The 18,682-nt window shown below is 52.4% G+C and carries 22 protein-coding genes; 13 read left to right on the top strand and 9 right to left on the bottom strand.

Going from position 1 to position 18,682, the window contains the following annotated elements; translation table 11 throughout:
* The first annotated feature begins 27 nt into the window (after positions 1-27).
* Positions 28-510 (top strand): MarR family winged helix-turn-helix transcriptional regulator, encoded by a 483-nt coding sequence (locus UNDYM_RS21880; protein WP_370529362.1) that lies wholly within the window; start codon positions 28-30, stop codon positions 508-510.
* 434 nt (positions 511-944) lie between these two features.
* Entirely contained in the window at positions 945-1,964 is a 1,020-nt protein-coding gene (locus tag UNDYM_RS21875; RefSeq protein ID WP_162042988.1) for an alpha/beta hydrolase, read from the top strand.
* A 353-nt stretch (positions 1,965-2,317) separates the two neighbouring features.
* Here UNDYM_RS21875 and UNDYM_RS21870 read toward each other — a convergent pair whose 3' ends face one another.
* The 3 genes from UNDYM_RS21870 to UNDYM_RS21860 form a co-directional block, all read right to left on the bottom strand.
* Positions 2,318-2,752 carry an EamA family transporter gene (locus UNDYM_RS21870; RefSeq protein ID WP_162042987.1) on the bottom strand — a complete coding sequence of 145 codons (435 nt, stop codon included), beginning with the start codon at positions 2,750-2,752 and terminating at the stop codon, positions 2,318-2,320.
* 16 nt (positions 2,753-2,768) lie between these two features.
* The gene (locus UNDYM_RS21865) at positions 2,769-3,326 is read right to left on the bottom strand and encodes a hypothetical protein (RefSeq protein ID WP_162042986.1); all 558 of its coding nucleotides are present in this window, start codon (positions 3,324-3,326) and stop codon (positions 2,769-2,771) included.
* Positions 3,327-3,389: 63 nt separating this feature from the next.
* Positions 3,390-4,331, bottom strand: coding sequence for an AraC family transcriptional regulator (locus UNDYM_RS21860; protein ID WP_162042985.1), 942 nt, complete (start codon positions 4,329-4,331; stop codon positions 3,390-3,392).
* 211 nt (positions 4,332-4,542) lie between these two features.
* On the opposite strand from UNDYM_RS21860, the gene UNDYM_RS21855 reads away from it, so the two are divergent.
* The 3 genes from UNDYM_RS21855 to UNDYM_RS21845 all read left to right on the top strand — a co-directional run bounded on the left by UNDYM_RS21855 (position 4,543) and on the right by UNDYM_RS21845 (position 7,065).
* Complete coding sequence (locus tag UNDYM_RS21855) at positions 4,543-5,385, top strand: oxidoreductase (RefSeq protein ID WP_162042984.1); 843 nt, start codon at positions 4,543-4,545, stop codon at positions 5,383-5,385.
* 203 nt (positions 5,386-5,588) lie between these two features.
* Positions 5,589-6,515, top strand: coding sequence for a TIGR02285 family protein (locus tag UNDYM_RS21850; protein WP_162042983.1), 927 nt, complete (start codon positions 5,589-5,591; stop codon positions 6,513-6,515).
* A gap of 73 nt (positions 6,516-6,588) precedes the next feature.
* A complete protein-coding gene (locus UNDYM_RS21845) occupies positions 6,589-7,065 on the top strand; it encodes an Lrp/AsnC family transcriptional regulator (RefSeq protein WP_162042982.1) in 477 nt (158 codons plus the stop codon).
* Positions 7,066-7,072: 7 nt separating this feature from the next.
* On the opposite strand, the gene UNDYM_RS21840 is transcribed toward UNDYM_RS21845, so the two are convergent.
* Positions 7,073-7,645 carry a glutathione S-transferase family protein gene (locus UNDYM_RS21840; protein ID WP_197740937.1) on the bottom strand — a complete coding sequence of 191 codons (573 nt, stop codon included), beginning with the start codon at positions 7,643-7,645 and terminating at the stop codon, positions 7,073-7,075.
* Positions 7,646-7,892: 247 nt separating this feature from the next.
* On the opposite strand from UNDYM_RS21840, the gene UNDYM_RS21835 reads away from it, so the two are divergent.
* From UNDYM_RS21835 to UNDYM_RS21825, 3 genes are all read left to right on the top strand, one after another.
* The gene (locus tag UNDYM_RS21835; protein WP_162042981.1) at positions 7,893-8,345 is read left to right on the top strand and encodes a cache domain-containing protein; all 453 of its coding nucleotides are present in this window, start codon (positions 7,893-7,895) and stop codon (positions 8,343-8,345) included.
* Positions 8,346-8,621: 276 nt separating this feature from the next.
* Positions 8,622-9,398 (top strand): ATP-grasp domain-containing protein, encoded by a 777-nt coding sequence (locus UNDYM_RS21830; RefSeq protein ID WP_162042980.1) that lies wholly within the window; start codon positions 8,622-8,624, stop codon positions 9,396-9,398.
* 229 nt (positions 9,399-9,627) lie between these two features.
* Positions 9,628-10,068 (top strand): hypothetical protein, encoded by a 441-nt coding sequence (locus UNDYM_RS21825; protein WP_162042979.1) that lies wholly within the window; start codon positions 9,628-9,630, stop codon positions 10,066-10,068.
* Positions 10,069-10,096: 28 nt separating this feature from the next.
* Here UNDYM_RS21825 and UNDYM_RS21820 read toward each other — a convergent pair whose 3' ends face one another.
* The 4 genes from UNDYM_RS21820 to UNDYM_RS21805 form a co-directional block, all read right to left on the bottom strand.
* Complete coding sequence (locus UNDYM_RS21820; protein WP_162042978.1) at positions 10,097-10,534, bottom strand: biopolymer transporter ExbD; 438 nt, start codon at positions 10,532-10,534, stop codon at positions 10,097-10,099.
* Between the two features lie 123 nt (positions 10,535-10,657).
* A complete protein-coding gene (locus tag UNDYM_RS21815) occupies positions 10,658-11,167 on the bottom strand; it encodes a hypothetical protein (protein WP_162042977.1) in 510 nt (169 codons plus the stop codon).
* 100 nt (positions 11,168-11,267) lie between these two features.
* On the bottom strand, positions 11,268-11,951 hold the full coding sequence (locus UNDYM_RS21810; RefSeq protein WP_162042976.1) for a DUF3106 domain-containing protein: 684 nt from the start codon (positions 11,949-11,951) through the stop codon (positions 11,268-11,270).
* Positions 11,952-12,205: 254 nt separating this feature from the next.
* Positions 12,206-13,129 carry a LysR family transcriptional regulator gene (locus tag UNDYM_RS21805; RefSeq protein WP_162042975.1) on the bottom strand — a complete coding sequence of 308 codons (924 nt, stop codon included), beginning with the start codon at positions 13,127-13,129 and terminating at the stop codon, positions 12,206-12,208.
* Positions 13,130-13,227: 98 nt separating this feature from the next.
* Between UNDYM_RS21805 and UNDYM_RS21800 the strand changes: the two genes are divergently transcribed.
* The 3 genes from UNDYM_RS21800 to UNDYM_RS21790 are packed head-to-tail and all read left to right on the top strand — an operon-like array spanning position 13,228 to position 15,866.
* Positions 13,228-14,202 carry a quinone oxidoreductase gene (locus tag UNDYM_RS21800; RefSeq protein WP_162042974.1) on the top strand — a complete coding sequence of 325 codons (975 nt, stop codon included), beginning with the start codon at positions 13,228-13,230 and terminating at the stop codon, positions 14,200-14,202.
* A 9-nt stretch (positions 14,203-14,211) separates the two neighbouring features.
* Positions 14,212-14,676 (top strand): RidA family protein, encoded by a 465-nt coding sequence (locus UNDYM_RS21795; protein ID WP_162042973.1) that lies wholly within the window; start codon positions 14,212-14,214, stop codon positions 14,674-14,676.
* Entirely contained in the window at positions 14,673-15,866 is a 1,194-nt protein-coding gene (locus UNDYM_RS21790) for an aminotransferase class V-fold PLP-dependent enzyme (RefSeq protein WP_162042971.1), read from the top strand. Before UNDYM_RS21795 ends, UNDYM_RS21790 begins: the two co-directional genes overlap by 4 nt.
* Before the next feature lie 97 nt (positions 15,867-15,963).
* Here UNDYM_RS21790 and UNDYM_RS21785 read toward each other — a convergent pair whose 3' ends face one another.
* Positions 15,964-16,674, bottom strand: coding sequence for a hypothetical protein (locus tag UNDYM_RS21785; protein ID WP_162042969.1), 711 nt, complete (start codon positions 16,672-16,674; stop codon positions 15,964-15,966).
* A gap of 246 nt (positions 16,675-16,920) precedes the next feature.
* Between UNDYM_RS21785 and UNDYM_RS21780 the strand changes: the two genes are divergently transcribed.
* Both UNDYM_RS21780 and UNDYM_RS21775 read left to right on the top strand, forming a co-directional pair.
* A complete protein-coding gene (locus UNDYM_RS21780) occupies positions 16,921-17,838 on the top strand; it encodes a hypothetical protein (RefSeq protein ID WP_162042967.1) in 918 nt (305 codons plus the stop codon).
* Between the two features lie 277 nt (positions 17,839-18,115).
* Positions 18,116-18,682, top strand: a complete 567-nt coding sequence (locus tag UNDYM_RS21775) for a hypothetical protein (protein ID WP_162042965.1) — start codon at positions 18,116-18,118, stop codon at positions 18,680-18,682.

Here is an 18,682-nt window from a genome sequence, read left to right as displayed (position 1 = left end):
TTGCAAATAAGTAGTGCACTATTTAAAATGCAAAGCATGAAAACCGCAAACGCCAAATCAGCAGCAAAAGCAGAGCAAACGGCAACGCCGCAACTCGGTGACCAGCTTTGTTTTGCACTGTATTCGACTTCGCTGGCAATGAACAAGCTGTACCGCAAATTGCTCAAGCAAATGGGGATCACCTATTCGCAGTACCTGGTGCTGATGGTCTTGTGGGAGCAGGATGAGCAAACCGTCAATGACATAGGTGAGCGCCTGATACTGGATTCAGCCACACTGACACCCCTGCTCAAACGCATGGAAGCGCAGGAGTTGATCAACCGCGTCAGGTCAGCCGCAGACGAGCGCCAGGTCATCATTTCGCTGACCAAGGCCGGCAGTGATTTGCGCAAGCAGGCAGCCAGTCTGCCGACCTCGGTCTTGTGCGCAGCAGAGTGTTCAGCCGATGAGGCGCGTGACCTCAAGCAAGAGATACTGGCTCTGCGTGCAGCATTGATGAAGAATGTGTGAGGATAGTCCAGAGATTTTTGGAGTATTAAATATATAGCGTGCTATTTAATAGCTTATTATTTTATTTGTTTGTGCTGATTTGCATTGATGAAGTAGGAGCGGCTTCAGTCGCGAATCGCTGCGCAACTTGAATAATCGACACGGCTGGATGTTCGCGGCTAAAGCCGCTTTTACGGGATATTGCGGACATGGCTGATGTTGAAGAGATGGCTAATGACGCTATAAGCATGGGCGACTTTGTCTGCCCGTGAGTTTGTTACGCCTTCAGTAGCTTGGTAAATATATAGTGCACTATTTAATAGTTGATTATTTAAATTAATGACTAGAAAAGCCTGGAAAAAGATTTTGGCAAGAAGAAAGAAAACCAGTTTGTAGCACCCCAACGTAGTCACCGCGCAGTAATCACACTGCCATAACATGAAAAGGAAATGACCATGACACATCTGAAATCCCTGCTAGCTGCAACCGCCATCAGCCTCTCCATCAGCAATGCCTTTGCAGCAGGCAGCCCCGGTGTTGAGCCGACTACCCAGGCCTTCTTGCAAGCGCTGGGAGCAGGGGGCGGCAAGCCGCTGGAACAATTGCCAGTAGCTGATGCACGTGGCGTACTGGTCGGTGCACAGGCTGGCGTCAAGCTGACATTGCCTGCTGCTGATGTATCCGAAAAAATCATCAAGGTCGATGGTGGCGACATCAAACTGACGATCGTGCGCCCGGCTGGCGTCAAAAAAACCTTGCCCGGCTTTATGTACTTCCACGGCGGCGGCTGGGTACTCGGCGATTATCCTACCCATGAAAGACTGGTGCGCGACCTGGTGGCAGAATCCGGTGCCGTTGCCATCTTCGTCAATTACACACCCTCACCAGAAGCGGGTTATGGCGTCGCCATCCAGCAGGCTTATGCCGCCACCAAGTGGGTGGCAGAACACGGCAAGGAAATTCAGGTCGATGGCAGCCGTCTGGCTGTTGCAGGCAATAGCGTAGGCGGCAATATGGCGGCGGTGGTCAGCCTCATGGCCAAGGATAAGGGCGGCCCCAAACTGCGCTCACAAATCCTGTTGTGGCCGGTAACAGATGCTGATTTCAATAATGAATCCTATAAGCAGTTTGCCGATGGCCACTTCCTGACACGCAATATGATGAAATGGTTCTGGGACAATTACACGACCGACGCTGCCAAACGCCAGGAAATTTACGCATCCCCATTACGTGCAACTAATGAGCAATTGACTGGCCTGCCACCCGCCCTGATACAAACCGCAGAATTCGATGTCCTGCGCGATGAAGGCGAAGCCTATGGCCGCAAACTCGATGCCGCAGGCGTCAAGGTCACGACCGTGCGCTACAAGGGCATGATCCATGATTTTGGTTTGTTGAATGTGCTGGCCAAAGTACCGGCAGTGCGCTCGGCGATGCTGCAGGCCGGTAGTGAATTGAAGGCGAGTTTGAAATAAGGGCAGGGTGTCTCGAAAGCAGGCAGCTTGAGCGCTTAACAGAGGCACGGCTTTTCTAAATTAAGACCACTCAACACAGCCACGTAGGTTGGGCTACGCTTCATCAGCCCAACACTCTGCGTCCAAATGACGTACACGTTTGCAAATGCTAAGTGTTGGGCTGATACCCCGTAGCCTAACGAGGCCCGGCTCAACCTACGTACTAAATTAAGACCACTCACCACAGAGGGGGCACCGAGAACTAAAAGATGCAGGCAACTTACTACTGCCCACATATCTCTCAGCCTTTCTCTGTGCTTTCTCTGTGTCTCTGTGGTGAGATTTTTGGTCTTTTTCAAAACAATAAATCAACCTCACCGCTTGAACGCCAACAACAAAACCCCACCCGCCACCATGCCTATACCTGCCCATTCCCGCAAGGATGGCCGTTCATCCAGAAACGCAAACGCAAACACCGCCACCAGCACCAGGCTGAATTTATCGACAGGCGCGACCTTTGACGCTTCACCCAGCTTCAAGGCGCGGAAATAACATACCCAGGATGCACCCGTGGCCAGACCGGACAAAGTCAGAAACAGCCAGGTCTTGCCAGACAAGGCCAGCGGGTTGGCCCATTTACCGGCATACACCACAAACAGCGACAGCACGACGATGATGATGGCGGTACGGATCAGGGTGGCAAGATCAGAATCTACGCCCTGTATGCCTATCTTCGCAAAAATGGCCGTCATCGCTGCAAACATCGCCGACAGGGCGGCCCAAAAAAACCAGGCGTTGGATGTACTCATTGCTTGCCCCAGGTTTTCAAGTTTTTGATTGCGCCACTTCCAGCCTGTAAAAACCTGCGATGGGATCGTTTTGCACCGTCTCCGCCGTAATCGTCGCATTCTCATCACTGAAATGCACGGGCGGCAGGGTGATGCCGTTGATCACGGCTTGCAGTGTATAAGCTGGCCCGCTGTGCAAATTGTAGGGATTAAAGCCGCGCGATTGGGTGATTTCCTGCTCGAACAGGCCATGCATCTGGATGATGAAACTGACAGCTGGTGTGCAGGTCTTGTACAACTGCATGAAGGGTGGCTCGCTGCTGCCACTTTCGACCAGGCGCAAGACATAAGATTTGTTTTCCAGGTCTTGCTCCATCTGTGCGATATAAGCGGCGGTGTCGTTCAACTGCATCCTGTCCGACACGTATTCCCGGTTCTGGAAGTTGGCCTTGGCGACGATAGTGCCTATGATATGGGTAGGGATTTCCAGCTTGTGGCCGGCACCTGTACGTGTCCAACGCGCGATGACCAGGTCACCTTTGTTGACGGTGAGAAACGCTTCGTAGCCAGTGTTGTTGACTATGGTGATCGCCATGGGGGCACTCCTTGCTGAAGGTAGACAGGCTTAAGGGTGGGATTATTTTACCTTGTATTTTGATTAAGACAAGCCAGCTACCTCATGCATGCGCAAGACACTGCGCATTTGCCTGACTTCTTCGAGAGGGCTGCGGCCAAACAGGCGCTTGAATTCACGGCTGAACTGCGAGCTGCTTTCATAGCCCACGGTATTCGATGCGGTGTAGGCATTCATGCCTGAACGTATCATCAACAGGCGCGCCTTGTGCAGACGCATGGCCTTGATGTACTGGATAGGCGTGGTACTCGTCACCTGCTTGAAGTGCAGGTGAAAGGCGGGCAGGCTCATGCCCGATTCACGCGCCAGGCTATCGACATCAAGCTTGTCGCTAAAGCCATCGTGTATCTTGCGCAGGGCACGGGTGATTTTTTGAAAGTGACTGCCCTGGCTCAGCGCCGCCCGCATTGCTGCACCCTGTTCACCCATGAGTATGCGGAAATAGATTTCCCGCACGATGGCAGGCGCCAGTATCCTGGCTTCCAGCGGTGATGCCAGTGCCTGCAACAGGCGTAGCACGGCGGCTGCCAGGGTATCATCTACCTGGGTGGCATACATGAAGGTGGGGGTAATTGTGGCGTTGGCAGGCACATCGGCTTGCAACTGCTGCGCTTCCTGCACCGCCAGTGCCAGTTCGGCTGCCAGCGTCTGCTGTATGCCCAGGTGTATGCCCAGCATGGGTTGCTCGGGGCTCGCCTCAGTATCCGCCTCAAAAGGCATGGGGGCAGATACCACCAGGTATTGCCGCGCATCATAGGTGTAGATGGCCTCACCCAGATAGGCCCGTTTGCGCCCCTGCACGATGATGCAGATGCAGGGTTCATACATCACCGGCGTGCGACTGTAGGCTTGCTCACTACGCATGAAATGCACATAGTCGAGTGCAGATGCAGTAAAACCTTCCTGCTGCGCCATGGTGGCGACCATGGCGGCCAACTGCTGATTGATGTCGTCCTTGTTTTGCATGTTTTGCTTGTGTTTTGCTTATTTCTTGCTTATGGATGGCCAGAGAGGAACAGGCATTCATCATAGCAATAATACCGGGCACTTTGCTCTCCGAATGAAGCCAGAAATAGGATTAGGCAAGAATCAGAAAGTTTCCGGCATTTAGCTTATGACGCAGGCTGCCTATCATGGCTACATTCCGCAATCAGCGGTCATCCTTGAAAGGCAGATCATGAAACAAAAAACCTGGTTAATTACTGGTGCCACCCGTGGCATAGGCGCAGCCATCGCCAAAGCCGCACTCGATGCCAGCGACAAGGTCGTCGTCACTGGCCGCGATATCAGCAAACTGCAAAGCCAGTTCGCCAGCTATGGTGACAAGGTGCTGGCACTGACACTCGACGTCAATGATGAAGCCCAGGCACAGGCCGCCGTCAAGGAAGCCTGCGCGCAATTTGGCAGCCTGGATGTGCTGGTCAATAATGCGGGCTATGGTCAACTGGGCCTGTTTGAAGAAATCAGCACGGCAGAGATACGCCAGCAATTCGACACCAATTTGTATGGCAGCATGAACATGGCACGCGCCGCCTTGCCTGTCATGCGTGAGCAAAGACGCGGACATATCTTTAACCTGTCTTCAATAGGCGGTATCGCCGGTTTTGAAAGCGCATCGGTGTATTGCGCCAGCAAGTTCGCCATAGAAGGTTTTTCAGAATCACTGGCGCTGGAAGTGGCACGCTTTGGCATACACATCACCATCGTTGAACCCGGCTTCTTCCGCACTGATTTCCTGGATCAGACCTCGGTACGCTATGGTGATAAAACCATCGCCGACTATGCCAGCAGTGGCATCAACAGCCGCGAGACTTTCGCCAGCTACAATCACCAGCAAGCTGGTGACCCGGTCAAACTGGGGGCTGCTGTGGTAACCATCAGCAATATGGCAGAACCACCATTGCGTTATGCCGCCGGTTCAGACGCGATAGAGGTTATTGGCGCCAGCCTCGAAAAACACCAGCAAGAGTTGCAGCAATGGCGGGTCTTGTCGGTATCGACAGATGGGGATTTTGCATAGAAAAAAGGAGGAGCATGCCTCCTCTCTGTTTATCATCTACTTTGCGTCCTCTAAGAATCTTCCTTTACTCTGTGTTACCTCTGTGTCTCTGTGGTGAGCCTTTTGGTTTTTCTCAAACGCATGCGGGCTATCATCTTTGTCAAACTTGCAAAATATGACATACTTATGAGGTATGTAAGCAAGAATGAACAGTGGGAGGGTGAATGCGGCGTGTCTCATGTCTGCAGGCGTGTGTAAGGAAATGGCTCAGGGGCACAGCACTGGCCATGGGTGTGCTTGCCAGTGGCCTTGTACCGGCTGTAAGTCAGGCCGCCAGCGAGATCAACTGGTATGTTTTTCCGCTGCCTCCTTTGTATATACCCGAGGGACCAGGCAAGGGTGAGGGCATTGTTGATCTGGCCCTGCAACGCCATCTCATTCCCAACCTGCCAGGCTACCAGCACAAATTCATCAACGTGCCACTCAAACGCCTGGAGCTCATGCTCAGGGATGAAGCCAATGCCTGCGCCCTGGGCCTATTTAAAAATGCCGAACGTGAAAAAACCATGGTGTTCTCCACGCCATTTTTCGCCCAGATACCACCTGGTGCCATGATACCGCGTGCACAGATTGCCCAGTTGCGGCCCTACCTCGTCGCGGGTGATAAACTCAATTTCAGCAAACTGCTGGAAGACGAAGTACTGACTGTCGGTGTGCAAAGTGGCCGCAGCTATGGTGCAGCGATAGACGAGCTCCTGGCGACCTACAAGGGCAAGAAAAATATCTTTTTGAACAGCGCCCCCAATGCCGCAAAAAGCCTGTTCCAGATGAATGCCTTGGGCCGTGTCAACCTCATCCTTGGCTACCCGTATGAAGCCAATTTCCTCAATAACCGCGACAGCGCTGACTTTGTCGATCTGAAATTCTATCCGCTGCAAGAGCAACCGGCTTTCCTGTCCGGCTATGCTGCCTGCTCCAAGGGGCCCTTTGGTGAGCAAGTCATAGAGCAGATCAATGCCGTACTCGCCCGCCGCGACATACTGGAAGCCATCGCCGCCTATTACGAAGGCTGGTTGCCAGAAGATGCGCACCCACTGGCGCGTCAGGTATTTGGACTTGCCTTTCCCGCCAAGCCCAGGACGAAGAAGTAAGCCTGATCACCGGGTGCTACAATCCTGCACAACAGCAGATTGTCATGCCACTTCCAGCAGACCAATATCCACCATGCAACTCGACAGATTCGACCGCCAGTTACTCAATCTCGTGCAACAAGATTCCAGCCTGGCGGCTGAGCGCCTGGCTGAACAGGTGCCGCTGTCACCGTCTGCCATACAAAGACGCTTGCGCCGCATGCGTGAGCAGGGCGTCATTCTGCGGGATGCTGCAATCGTTGATCCGCTTAAAATTGGCCGCCCGAATTTCTTCATCGTCTCGCTTGAAGTTGAGCGCGAACGGCCAGAACTGCTGGCGCAACTGCGCACCTGGCTCAATGAGCAGGAACATATACAGCAAGCCTTTTACGTCACCGGCGAAGTTGATTTTGTCCTCATCGTCACCGCACCCCATATGGAAGCCTTTGATGCCCTGATGTCGCGCCTCATGCAAGAGAATGTCAACGTCAGGCGCTTCACTACCAATGTCAGCCTGGGTCTGGTCAAGCGCGGTTTGACTATCCCTGTATCACTCGACGAGGCTGTATAAGTCCAGCTCAGTCCTGGGTTTCACCTGACAGGGGTGTCGCCCGCATCGATGGCCGCGTAATGAATTCTTCATACCATGCGACCAGATTGGGGCGACCATCCCTGAAACCGGGCAAGCCGCGAAATTCCAGCCAGCTCAAGGACGTTGCCACGGCAATGTGGCCAATATGGACAGGGCCATCCACATCCAGCCCTTGCTCCAGCCAGTCATAGCTGGCCAGCAGCTTTTGCGTATGACCATCACGTAGCGGCTGGTAGCGCAGGGCTTCCGGGCGGCGCGAGGTTTCCCAGCGCACTGCGATGCCAGAATCTGCCATGCCCTTGGCCACCGCCTGCACCCGCAAGGCATGCCAGTGCGCTTCGCCTTCGCGCGGAATCAGCGGCCTGCCAGAGTGCAGGGTATCAAGGTATTCACAAATCACGTCAGAATCAAACAGCGGCGGCAAGCCGGGGCGCACCAGCACTGGCACCTTGCCCAAAGGGTTTTGCGCATATACGGCTTCATTACGATTGGTCGGGCTGGTCTCGTGGTGGATGACTTCTATCTGCCCGGCCAGGCCGGCTTCATGGGCGAATACCAATACCTTGCGGGCATAGGGGAATGGGTTTGGTAGAGTAGTTGCATGGTGATGGCTTCCTGAGTTGCATGAAAATATGACAAACCAGAGAGGTATTCCCTGGATTTAATGAAAAGACATGCTAAATCAGTGCATCTGAGTTTTCCCCGCATTTGTGGCTTTGCCCATGCGGCTTTTCTGCAATATAGCTTGTCTCACCCATGCGACTTGCCTATACTGAGCCAAGACCAATACCATACAGGGAGACATCATGAAACGTTTCGCGCTGATTTTTCTGGCATTGTTAAGTTCCATGATTTTCCCGAATGCCTATGCGGATAACCCGTCTGATGCTATCGACATGGTTGAAAAAGGTCTGGCCTATGTCAAGAAAAACAGTATTGAAGCGCTCATCAAAGAGGTCAATAACAAAAACCCTGAATTTGTCAAAGGCGAAATTTATCTGGTCGTACGCAGCATAGATGGCACCACCATGGCCCACCCCGTCAATCCCAAGCTCATCGGTAAGAACATGATCGTCTTGCCAGATGCAGACGGTAAACTGTTCCGCAAGGAAATCGTCGAAGGTGCCAAGTCCAAGGGCAAGGGCTGGGTCGATTACCGCTACAATAATCCCGTCACCAAACAACTCGAAAATAAATCCACTTACTATGTCCGCAGCGGCGACTACACGCTCGAAGCAGGGATTTATAAAGGCAATTGAGGCAGTCAAGATGCATCGCGTAGGTGCGATTAGCGTAGCGTAATCGCACGTTTTCTATCGCTCAATTACGCTGGCACGTAAGGCGTATTGCAGTGCCCGCATGTACGCGGCGTGTACGGCATCGGTATTTCTCCCACGTTTGCAATGCTCTCATGCGGCGCATTACAATGCGCCCTACGGTCACGGCCAGTCTGATACCTCTTCTTTGATTCAATCATCTGAAGTGACAGGCTGAAATTGCACAAGCAATCATCTATACAAGCATAAAAATAAAACATGCAACTCCTCTATCCTTGCGATCCCTTTGACAAGAACCAGCCTGATGAAGCCTATGCAGAAGAATTCCATGCGGCCAAAGCAGCAGGCCTGACCTGTTTCCTGTTTTCGGCAGAAGACTTTGAGTCCGGTGACTTCAGGCCAAGACCGGCAAACCAGTTTTCCGGGAATATACTATACAGGGGTTGGATGCTGACACCAGAGCGCTACGCCCAACTGGAACAGGCAATTGCAGCAAAAAATGCCAGTCTGCTCACTACTGCCCATCAATACAGGCAATGTCATTACCTGCCTGCATGGTATGAGGCTTGTCGCGACGTGACACCAGACACCATCTTCCTGACGCGCGATGACGACTTTGACGCAGCACTGGCAAGCACAGGCTGGAAGGCGTATTTCGTCAAGGACTATGTGAAGTCCCTGACCACAAGCCGAGGATCGGTGGCACGCAATGCAGACGAGGTGCGCGAAATCGTCAGTATGATAGAACGCTACCGCGGCCAGATTGAAGGCGGCAACTGCGTGCGTGAGTTTGAAGAGCTATTGCCTGAAACAGAAGAACGCTACTTTGTATTGGGTGGCCATGTCTATGCGCGTGATGATGTGGTGCCCGATATCGTGTTGAATATTGCACGGCGAATAGACAGCCCTTTTTTTTCCATCGATATCGTTTTGAATAGTCACGGTGTAGCGAGGTTGATGGAACTCGGCGACGGTCAGGTTTCTGATCGCAAGAAATGGGATGCGGCAAAGTTTGTGGGAATTTTTGAAGCCTAGTCTCACATTGAGTTGCCTGCAGGCGCGCTACATGGCATAGATATTTTCCACGGCGTGCAACGCTCTCATGCGGCGCATTACAATGCGCTCTACGGTCACGGCATTAATGCGACATACCGTTACTTCATTTGCCTGCACTTGTTAAAGCTAGTAAGATCGGCATCGCAATTATGGCTGGTACGGCTACGCCGGGTTGATACTGTGCGCAAATTTCACTGGAGTGTAGAGAATGTTTTATGGTACCAAATTCTTTGGGCAGGTTGAGTCTGTTGACAGTCACTTGCATATAGCAACACGATTCCATCATTTTTCTTTGATACCTCTGGTTTATCAGGGCAGCTATATTGTGATCGACAATACGCATGCCCTGCGTATTCCCATCAATTTCAAATCTATCGCCTTTGCATATTTGAGGTTACTGATAGGTGCTGTGATTATTGTGTCGATTTTATCTATGTTGATCATATTGTCCGGCAGCCCAATCGACCGCGACGCATGGTGGTTTGTCGCCGCTTGCACGGGTGTAATAGCCCTGTCTTTCACCGTTGCCTATTACAGCTTTAAATTCGGAAAAGCAAGCGAAGAAAAAAAGGCGCAAATGATCGCATTCATAGAAAAGAACAAAGGAAGCATCGTCAAACTGGGGCCTATGCGGGTACATGCTTATTGAATAAAGACATGGCATGCGCCCTACGCCTTTATGATACCGTCCTGAACTCACTCATCACCAGACGTATGCTGTCTATTCCGCTGCGCCGTATGCCATTGGTAACTGATACCAGGCTCGCGTGGCTGGTCATGAAGCTTGGTTTCAAGTACACCACTGCTGGCAAGGCTTCGGCCTTGCTTATTTGTGACAAACGGGCTTGCATCTCTTCAATAGATATCACATGCCCGTCCCACAATATGCTGTCGTCAAAGTCTATCGTAATTTTTATTAAAGATATTTCGGCCATGCCGTCGCAGGCAGCATAATTCAGGCTTGGCAGTTTCCATAGCAACATATCCCGCTGCCTTGGAACACCAATGATCATTACCTTCATCAGCACCAGAATGACGCCGATCGACGGTGTCATATTCATGCCCAATAAACGATCACTGTCTTCGTCTGGTTTGGCTGAAGTGGAAAAAAACATGATGGCATCCTGGTGGCGGTGTGATGCCTTAGCATTGCATTAATCTGTTGAGGATGCAAGTAGCATGTTCCTGATTTACAGGCATGGCAAAACACCAGTTGCCATGATGCGGGAAAAATACCCTCAATCCTCTTCCAGCTTCACTCTGCGTGTCGTAATCGTGAAATAATTCTCTTCGTCTTTTGCACGTACATCAAATGAGTATTTGAAGTCGATGATGATGTCCGGCATGTCTTGAAAAGGCTCAAAGGCAGTCAATTTTCCTTTGAGTTCTTTAATTTCCATTGGTCTGCCAAAAAAGTTAGTGCTCCCCGTTACGCATGACAATGCTCTGGTGACATTGGCAGCCATGAACTCGCCAGAACTGTTTTTGCTCAACCAGTTACAAAATGCTCTGCCTTTGTCGTCTGCTCCGTCGTCTGCTTTGCTCTGCTTGCATACTCTCTGATACGAGAGAATATCGACATGGCGGACAAAGAAAGTAATGCTGCGGCTCTGATCGATTTTCAAATCTGTTGAAAATGCTTTTAACTGTTCGCAAAAAGCCGGGGCCGCCTTGTTGTCGGCCTTGGCGTTAATGCTTACGAATGCGCACAAGAGCAAGGTTGTGCATAGTTTTCTTGAAAATTTCATGTTGGTCGTTTATTGCTATTTTTTACGCAGGTGCTCATAAAAATACCCCGGCTTGAGTCCGTCTCAGTCCGGGGTATTTTCAGCATGCTTGCTTTTGAGCTTACTTCGCGACCGGCAAATCCCCACGGCTGGCGGGAGAAGCCGTTACCTCCAGGTCAGCAGACTGGCTGGCTGAAGCCGAGCTCTGCTCAGTGACAGATGCAGCGGTGCTTTCAGTGCTGACGGTTGCAACGGTGTCTGCCAGGGTTTTGGGTGCGGGTACGTTGGCGAGCTGGAAAGGCATGCCGCTGGCCAGCAATTGTTTTTTCTCTGCTGGCAATTGCTGGTACAACTCCCATTGCCTGGTTTTTTGGGCAGTCTCGATTTTCTTGGCCTGTGCGTAGTTCAGGCGGGCGATCTGTTTTTGCTCTGGGCTCAGTTGCGCCCACAGTTCCATGCGCTTTTGTATGCGTTTTTGTTCTTCAGGTTTTAGGCCTGGGTAGCGGTCGGCGATGGTGATCCATTTTGCCTTGTTCTTGTCGTCAAGCTTACCCCATTGACTGAGCAGGGGTGACAGGGTCTTTTGCTGGGCTGCGCTTAATTGTGACCATTCTGCTTTACCAACCAGTCGCGAGGCTGGCCTGGCATTGCCTGCGGCCACTTTAGCGGCAGTACTGGCCTGCAGGCCGGCGACAGCAGCCTGCCTTGTTTCATGGATATTAAATAACAGCAATCCGGTCAAGGCCGTAATGCCCACAATAGCGCTCAGGCTGGCTACATCTATGGTGTTGTTCACTGGTTTCATGACGCTACTCTCGAATTGATCGAATCAGGATTACTGCAACAGGCCCTGAGATTGCGTTTGTAAAATCTCGCTTGTACCAATATGAGACCATATTGCAGAGATGAAGTTTCCTCCATTGTAAACTTCATTTGGATTTTCGTCAGCGTCACAGGGCAACGCGTTGAGCGCTGGCCGCTTGTTTCACGCATTAATCTGTTAATTAAAACAATCAGTTCCATCACAGTGATAGCTTTGTGGGCACACTGAGATACTTATCATCCCTGCCCGACCTGATGCATGCTGTCGAATTTGTCCATTTCCATCTGCCACAGCCTGGCCTGCTCACGTAGCCAGGTGGTAAAGGTCTGCACCTCGGGCAGTGCCGCACTATCTTCCCGCAAGACCAGCAAATTGTCCCGAGAGCTAGGGCAGATGGTATTGTTAGCCAGTACCAGGCTGCCAGCCTGCAGGCGTCTCCAGGCGATCGACAGGCGGCCCAGGGCGATGCCCTGGCTGTGCTGGGCGGCTTCAAGCAGGACATCGGCATCGTTATAGGCCTGGCCTTGCAAACTGTAGTCCTCAGGCAGGCCAGCGGCAGCCAGCCAGTGAGCCGGGTCCAGTGACAGGTGCTGCAGCATCATCGATGCGGGCCACAGGCGTGCATCTGTACCCAGCCTGCTCCTGACTTCTGGCGATGTCACTGCCAATAAGCGGTCTGTGAACAAGGTCTCGCAAATCTGGTCTGTACTTTGCCTTGCACCGTGGCGTATCGCCACCATTGCCACGCGTGGGGCAGGGCGCACCAGTGCGTAGTCGGTATCAATGATCAGGCGTATATGCGGGTGGGCCGCACTGAAGCTGGCCAGGCGTGGCAACAGCCATTCCTTGGCGATGGATGCCAGGGTGGAGATGTGCAGGGTCTTTGTTGCGGCATCTGCCGGTGGGTAAATTGCCTGGTGCAAGGCGGACAGGGGGCCAGCAAGGCGAGTCAGCAGCGCTGCGCCGTCATCGGTCAGGCTGACTTTGGGGCCCTGGCGCTTGAACAGGGTCAGGCTGCTCCAGTCTTCAAGCTGGCGTATCTGGCGGCTGATGGCACCCGGCGTCAGGCTCAGCTCATCGGCTGCCTTGCTAAAACTGCCCAGGCGCGAGGCTGCCTCAAAGGCTTGCAGCGTGAACAGGGGTGGCAGTTTTCCTTGCATATTGAATTTTCCTCACTTTCATATTGCGAAAGTATCGTTTTTTACCCGCCTATATTACGACAATAATTAGCCCATCGAAACTTGACAGAGGAAAGACCATGCAGGCGATCATCGTGAACCAGTTTGGCGGGCCTGAGCAATTGCTTTTGCAGGATATGCCTCCACCCACCGGCGATGTCATCGTCAATGCCGCCTGGGCGGGTATTAATTTTGTCGATGTCTACCAGCGTGAAGGCCGCTACCCCGGCGTTAAACAGCCCTGGCCCATGGGTATAGAGGGCACAGGCATCGTCGCCAGCGCACCGGCGGGCAGCGGCTGGTATGCGGGCGACAGGGTAGCCTATACCACAGGTGTGCAGGGCACCTATGCCAGCCAGGTGGCCGTACCTGCCGCGCACTTGATACGCATACCCGATGCTGTCAGCCTGCGTGATGCCTGCGCCGCCATAGAGCACGGCCTGACTGCCATCATGCTGACTGACGATGTCGCTCGCCTGCCAGCATCCGGGTCGGTATTGGTGCACGCTGCCGCTGGCGGTGTTGGCGGCTGGCTTGTGCAGTTACTGGTGGCACGCGGTCTGACGGTATTTGGCACGGCATCGTCCGCCAGCAAGGCTGACTGGTTGCGCAGCGTTGGTGCCCAGCCAGTGGCGTATGAAGATGGCATAGACTGGGTCGCCCACATCCGCGATAAAACCCAGGGGCGCGGCGTTAATGTGGTGTTTGATTCCGTCGGTAAAAGTACTTTCACCCAAAGCCTGGATGTCGTCGCCCCTTGCGGCCATGTCATTTTATTTGGTGCCGCCAGCGGCCAGCCTGATCCTGTCGATGTCCTGCAACTCATGCGTAAGAGCATCACCCTGACACGCCCGGTCTTGCCGCATTATCTGAACACATCCACCATCTTGCAGGAACATGCAGGCAAGGTGTTTGACTACCTGTCCACTGGCACGGTCAAGCTGCGCATCCATGCCGAATATGCGCTGGCAGATGTGGCACAAGCGCATGCGGCACTGGCAGAACGCGGTACGCAAGGCAAGCTTTTATTGTCCATCAATTCTCAACTTGTTTAAGGAAACAACATGTCCAGCATCGCAACAAAACTGCAAGAACTCGGTCTCACCCTGCCACCCGTCAAGGCTCCGGCAGCAAATTATCTCAGCTACACCCTGCAAGGCAGGCAGCTCATCATCGCCGGGCAGATAGGTAATCCAGGCACAGCCAAAGACGGCGTGCTGGGTGCAGGCGGCTCAGTCGAGGCAGCACACAAAGAAGCGCAAATGGCAGCGCTGCGCCTTCTGGCCGTCATTGATGCAGTCACTGGTGGTGACATAGGGCGCATAGCACAGGTACAGCGCCTGGGCGTATTCGTCGCCGCCAGCCATGATTTTGATGGCCACAGCGCCGTAGCCAATGGCGCATCTGATCTCTTCGTTGCTGTTCTGGGTGAGCGTGGCCGCCATGCCCGCACGGCAATAGGAGTATCCAGTCTGCCCACAGGTGCAGCGGTAGAAGTCGATGCGATAGTCACTTTGGTGGAAGCATGATCAAGTCCGTGCTCACTACTGAACAACTCGCGCAATTGCGTATGCAGACACCCGGCCTTGATCAAGGCACGCACCTGAATCATGCCGGTGCCTCGCTATTGCCGCAAGCTTCTTTGCAAGCCATCCATGCCCACCTTGATCTCGAAGCGCAGGTCGGCCCCATGGAGGCTGCTTTATTGGTGGCGGACAGATTGCAAAGCCTGCGTGAAGATGCGGCCGCACTGATCAATGCCAGCAGCGATGAAATCGCCCTCATGAGCTCAGGCTCCAGTGCCTTTGGCAGTGTATTTGCCGCCATGCCACAATTAAAACCGGGCGACAGAATACTGACAGGGCGACAGGAGTGGGGCGGCAACCTCGCTAATTACCAGCGTGCCGCACAGCGCGCAGGTGCGACGGTAGAGACTATCCCCAGCCATGCGGACGGCAGTGTCGATGCAAATGCCCTGGCACAAATGATCGACAAACATGTACGCCTGGTCTCGCTGACCTGGCTGCCCGCCAATGGTGGTCTCATTAATGACGCCGCTGCCGTCGGCCGTGTCGCCGCCGCGGCTGGCGTGCCTTATCTCATCGACGCCGGGCAAGCCATGGGGCAAGTAGCGATTGATGTCAAAGCCCTGCAATGCGATATATTAAAAAGCGCAGGCCGCAAACACTTGCGCGGCCCACGCGGCACCGCCTTGCTGTATGTGCGCAAATCATTTCTCGATAAACTGGAACCCGCCTGGGTCGATGTTTCATCTGCCCCCATCACGGCAAATGAAACCCATCTGCGCAATGACGCTCGCCGCTTTGAAACCAGCGAAGCCGCAGTCGCCCTGCAACTGGGGCTGGCAGAATCAGTCAGACTGGCACTGAACACGGGCGTCGCCCAGTTGGGCGCTGTCAGCGCTGCATTGGCAGCAGCTTGCCGCCAACGTCTGGCAAACATCCCGGCCATCAGCCTGCATGATCTGGGAGAGGGCGCCCGATCCGGCATAGTCTCTTTCAACTTGCAAGGGCATGATGCGATGGCCCTGAAAAACACACTGGCCCAGCAACGCATCTACATAGGTGCAAACGGCGTCCCCTATACACCTCTGGACATGCAGGCGCGTGGCTTGCAAAGCATAGCGCGGGCATCGTTTTCTTATTTGAATACCGAGGATGATGTGGAGATATTGGCGCGGGCGCTGGAAGCGCTTTGATTTTGTACGGTGCGCCGTGCGCACCGCCTGCTAACTCATTCAAACTTCACGGAGCGGTGCGCACGGCGCACCCTACTGGGAATATACATGCTCTCCACTATAGCCGTGACGCATGTTCTGCTAATTCAGATTTTTCTACGAGTTTGGGACGCAATACAGACTTATAACGCCTTTCACGTTCCAATGATCCAGCCCATCCGCAAGAATGCGGGTGATAACTGACGAAAAAAAACATCAAGGACTGGATATCCGGATTGCTTGTGTCGTTGATTTCGTAAAAAATATCCTCTGCTAACTTTTCTTGTGTATCAAAGTCCAGGTAGGTTATGGCATATCGCGTAAGTTGATGCGGCAGTTCTTGATGCTCCCTGCGAAAACCGTATCTGAAAGTACGCTTGTTTAACGTTGACTCTTCCGCACTGCCTAGTTTTTTTACATGAAATTTTTTTCCCTTGTCCTGATATTCAATCTGGGGGTAAATACCCAGATAAAGTTTATTGATATCACCGTACCGGCCTGTATTGTCATCTTCCAGATAAACGCCTTCAACATCGACCGCTTGTTTATATACTTTCCAGCCACAATCTTGGGTAAATGCGTCTATCTGATGTTGTTTGACGATATCAGAGTAGTTGAAAGCTAACCAAGCCGTAAGGACGAGCACGAATACACTGAGGTTATGAATGACAGAACGACGACGGGCGCTTTGTGCGCTGAATTTGCGATTGACTGCCCATCCGCAGATTAGATATAGTAAAACTGCACCGGCAAGGCAAATCAATAAACCGGCGAAAGCAATTATTCCCATTAGTGACTACTTTCTCGCCTGGATAATCCGGGATTTTTAGAAATTAAAATCATTGTAAGTATTGTTTTTGCTAAAACCAAACCACCGCGACACCACTGGCAGGACTTTTGATCATTAAGTTGATGCCTGTATTTATCTAATTTTTTTCTGGCTTTGTATTACATTTTTGCGTGAGGATATCACCAATCGGCTTGTCGATTAAAAAAATGCCATAATCCTCAGCTTACTTCTTAATAGGAATGACAGATGCAGCGCTGGCGACACGCAGGTGACAGAAAAAATTTTGGCGACTGGCTGGTCCTCACCATAGATATACAGATGGATGAGGCAGGCCTGCAAGCGGCCTGCGAGCAATTGATTGCCGCTACATCTGACATGGAAAAATTTCTAGATCTTGGCAATGGTAAACAATCCAGTGATTACAAGATCATTTTCAGGCATGGCGACACCATCGTCCATGAACGTGCCTTCTTCCATGAAGGGGTAAAGTTTGCTGCCCTGAGATCATTGATCTCGCAATATGTGAGCAATGTCAATCATGAGAGCAACACCTGGCAGGATGAATACCACCCCAGAGGCAGTTATGCCATTGCAGAACTGGTGCTGGCTGATCAAAACTATATACCGCAATTTGCCCAACTCCTGTTTAACTGGGACATGGGCCATGAAACCTATCATTACAGGCTCATCGATAAACTCTTTGAAAAATACGGCTATACAGAACAGACACTGTTTTTGCTGGCAGCGCGTGTTTGCGCCGATGGTCAGCATAGCGGTGAGAATGTCTTGCGTGCCTTGTATCGCCATGGCTTCAAACGGCAAATCGTGCTTGAGGATTTTGTCAGCGTTGCACTGGCGATCTTGCCTGATCCTGAATCTGCCTGGCAATTACGCGAATTCGCCCGTATCTACGCAGGTGAGGACAAAGCGCAATATGCGCAGGTCACAGAAATTTTCCTGAACGCCTTGCGCAAGGACAAAAAGTTTGCGGCGGTGCTGGATGAAGTGCAGGATAGTTTCGCTGAAGACTATGATGAGCACCAATTGATGGAAGTCGCAGGTTTTCTTGCTGACGAAACCCTGGGCGACTGGAATGAAGGGCTGGATGAAGCCCTTGTAGAGAGCACGGATTTGAGCAAGTTGCTTCCTTTGGAAGCAACTTAGGCTTGGTTAGCCCTGCATGCCACAAGCGTAATTCATGCCGTGATGTATGGCGCATTGGAATGCGCCGTATGGTTCGCAGCTTTTCTACATCCCCGTAGAAACAGGAGAAAATGATGCGCTTCAGTAGGGTGCGCCATGCATCCCCTACAAGGAATTTGTCTCCGTTGCCCACATGCCCTACCTGACTAATTGACAAAACTCCCGCCCGTATGGTTTCATTTGCAATCCTGTCTCTTGCGAGGCAAAGAGAAAACATACAAAAATCCGGGGCGACACCATGGGACTATTCGACTTTTTCAAAAGCAAGCCAGCCGCACGCACTTCGCTGGAGCAATTGTCTTATAACATCGCCTACCAGATATTGCCGCACTATGTCTTTCGCCAGGCCGCGCAATTGTTTGATATTGTCGAAAAAGCCGACGAGAATTCCCACTACCTGTTTTACCACCTAAGCTGCAAAGCGCAGGAAATACCCAGCTTGCAGGAAGAAGCCACGCAATACCGCTGGCATCAGTGTGAACTTGATGCCAACCATACCCTGCTGGTGCTGGCTTATCCCCAGGCCACGCCGGTTGATCTGACGGGCAAGTCGCTGGAAGAAGTCAAGCAAAGCGCAGGCACCTGGGTACTGGCACCGCATTTCTCGGGCATCGTGCGTAACAAGTCCAGTCAACATATCCGTTACGATGTATTGGGCCAGACTTCCATGGGTGGCGGCACGGTCTTGCGCGAGATTGATGACATGGGGACAAATGCCAATCTGGGTGCCGGGCCACAACCTGCGCTGGATGCCTTCGTTGATCTCATGCGGCAGCGGCCTGGTCAGCAGGCCAGCATCCCCTGA

The sequence above is a fragment of the Undibacterium sp. YM2 genome, from assembly GCF_009937975.1.
GTDB lineage: Bacteria > Pseudomonadota > Gammaproteobacteria > Burkholderiales > Burkholderiaceae_D > Undibacterium.
This window is presented reverse-complemented; position numbering and strand designations above follow the sequence as displayed.

What these genes read in the sequence shown, in the direction of transcription:
- UNDYM_RS21825 (WP_162042979.1), top strand. Translation starts at nt 9,628, where the DNA reads ATGTTTTATGGTACCAAATTCTTTGGGCAGGTTGAGTCTGTTGACAGT.
- UNDYM_RS21845 (WP_162042982.1), top strand. Translation starts at nt 6,589, where the DNA reads ATGCAACTCGACAGATTCGACCGCCAGTTACTCAATCTCGTGCAACAA.
- UNDYM_RS21785 (WP_162042969.1), bottom strand. Translation starts at nt 16,674, where the DNA reads ATGGGAATAATTGCTTTCGCCGGTTTATTGATTTGCCTTGCCGGTGCA.
- UNDYM_RS21815 (WP_162042977.1), bottom strand. Translation starts at nt 11,167, where the DNA reads ATGAAATTTTCAAGAAAACTATGCACAACCTTGCTCTTGTGCGCATTC.
- UNDYM_RS21850 (WP_162042983.1), top strand. Translation starts at nt 5,589, where the DNA reads ATGCGGCGTGTCTCATGTCTGCAGGCGTGTGTAAGGAAATGGCTCAGG.
- UNDYM_RS21800 (WP_162042974.1), top strand. Translation starts at nt 13,228, where the DNA reads ATGCAGGCGATCATCGTGAACCAGTTTGGCGGGCCTGAGCAATTGCTT.
- UNDYM_RS21830 (WP_162042980.1), top strand. Translation starts at nt 8,622, where the DNA reads ATGCAACTCCTCTATCCTTGCGATCCCTTTGACAAGAACCAGCCTGAT.
- UNDYM_RS21790 (WP_162042971.1), top strand. Translation starts at nt 14,673, where the DNA reads ATGATCAAGTCCGTGCTCACTACTGAACAACTCGCGCAATTGCGTATG.
- UNDYM_RS21820 (WP_162042978.1), bottom strand. Translation starts at nt 10,534, where the DNA reads ATGTTTTTTTCCACTTCAGCCAAACCAGACGAAGACAGTGATCGTTTA.
- UNDYM_RS21865 (WP_162042986.1), bottom strand. Translation starts at nt 3,326, where the DNA reads ATGGCGATCACCATAGTCAACAACACTGGCTACGAAGCGTTTCTCACC.
- UNDYM_RS21780 (WP_162042967.1), top strand. Translation starts at nt 16,921, where the DNA reads ATGCAGCGCTGGCGACACGCAGGTGACAGAAAAAATTTTGGCGACTGG.
- UNDYM_RS21880 (WP_370529362.1), top strand. Translation starts at nt 28, where the DNA reads ATGCAAAGCATGAAAACCGCAAACGCCAAATCAGCAGCAAAAGCAGAG.
- UNDYM_RS21805 (WP_162042975.1), bottom strand. Translation starts at nt 13,129, where the DNA reads ATGCAAGGAAAACTGCCACCCCTGTTCACGCTGCAAGCCTTTGAGGCA.
- UNDYM_RS21835 (WP_162042981.1), top strand. Translation starts at nt 7,893, where the DNA reads ATGAAACGTTTCGCGCTGATTTTTCTGGCATTGTTAAGTTCCATGATT.
- UNDYM_RS21775 (WP_162042965.1), top strand. Translation starts at nt 18,116, where the DNA reads ATGGGACTATTCGACTTTTTCAAAAGCAAGCCAGCCGCACGCACTTCG.
- UNDYM_RS21875 (WP_162042988.1), top strand. Translation starts at nt 945, where the DNA reads ATGACACATCTGAAATCCCTGCTAGCTGCAACCGCCATCAGCCTCTCC.
- UNDYM_RS21810 (WP_162042976.1), bottom strand. Translation starts at nt 11,951, where the DNA reads ATGAAACCAGTGAACAACACCATAGATGTAGCCAGCCTGAGCGCTATT.
- UNDYM_RS21795 (WP_162042973.1), top strand. Translation starts at nt 14,212, where the DNA reads ATGTCCAGCATCGCAACAAAACTGCAAGAACTCGGTCTCACCCTGCCA.
- UNDYM_RS21855 (WP_162042984.1), top strand. Translation starts at nt 4,543, where the DNA reads ATGAAACAAAAAACCTGGTTAATTACTGGTGCCACCCGTGGCATAGGC.
- UNDYM_RS21860 (WP_162042985.1), bottom strand. Translation starts at nt 4,331, where the DNA reads ATGCAAAACAAGGACGACATCAATCAGCAGTTGGCCGCCATGGTCGCC.
- UNDYM_RS21870 (WP_162042987.1), bottom strand. Translation starts at nt 2,752, where the DNA reads ATGAGTACATCCAACGCCTGGTTTTTTTGGGCCGCCCTGTCGGCGATG.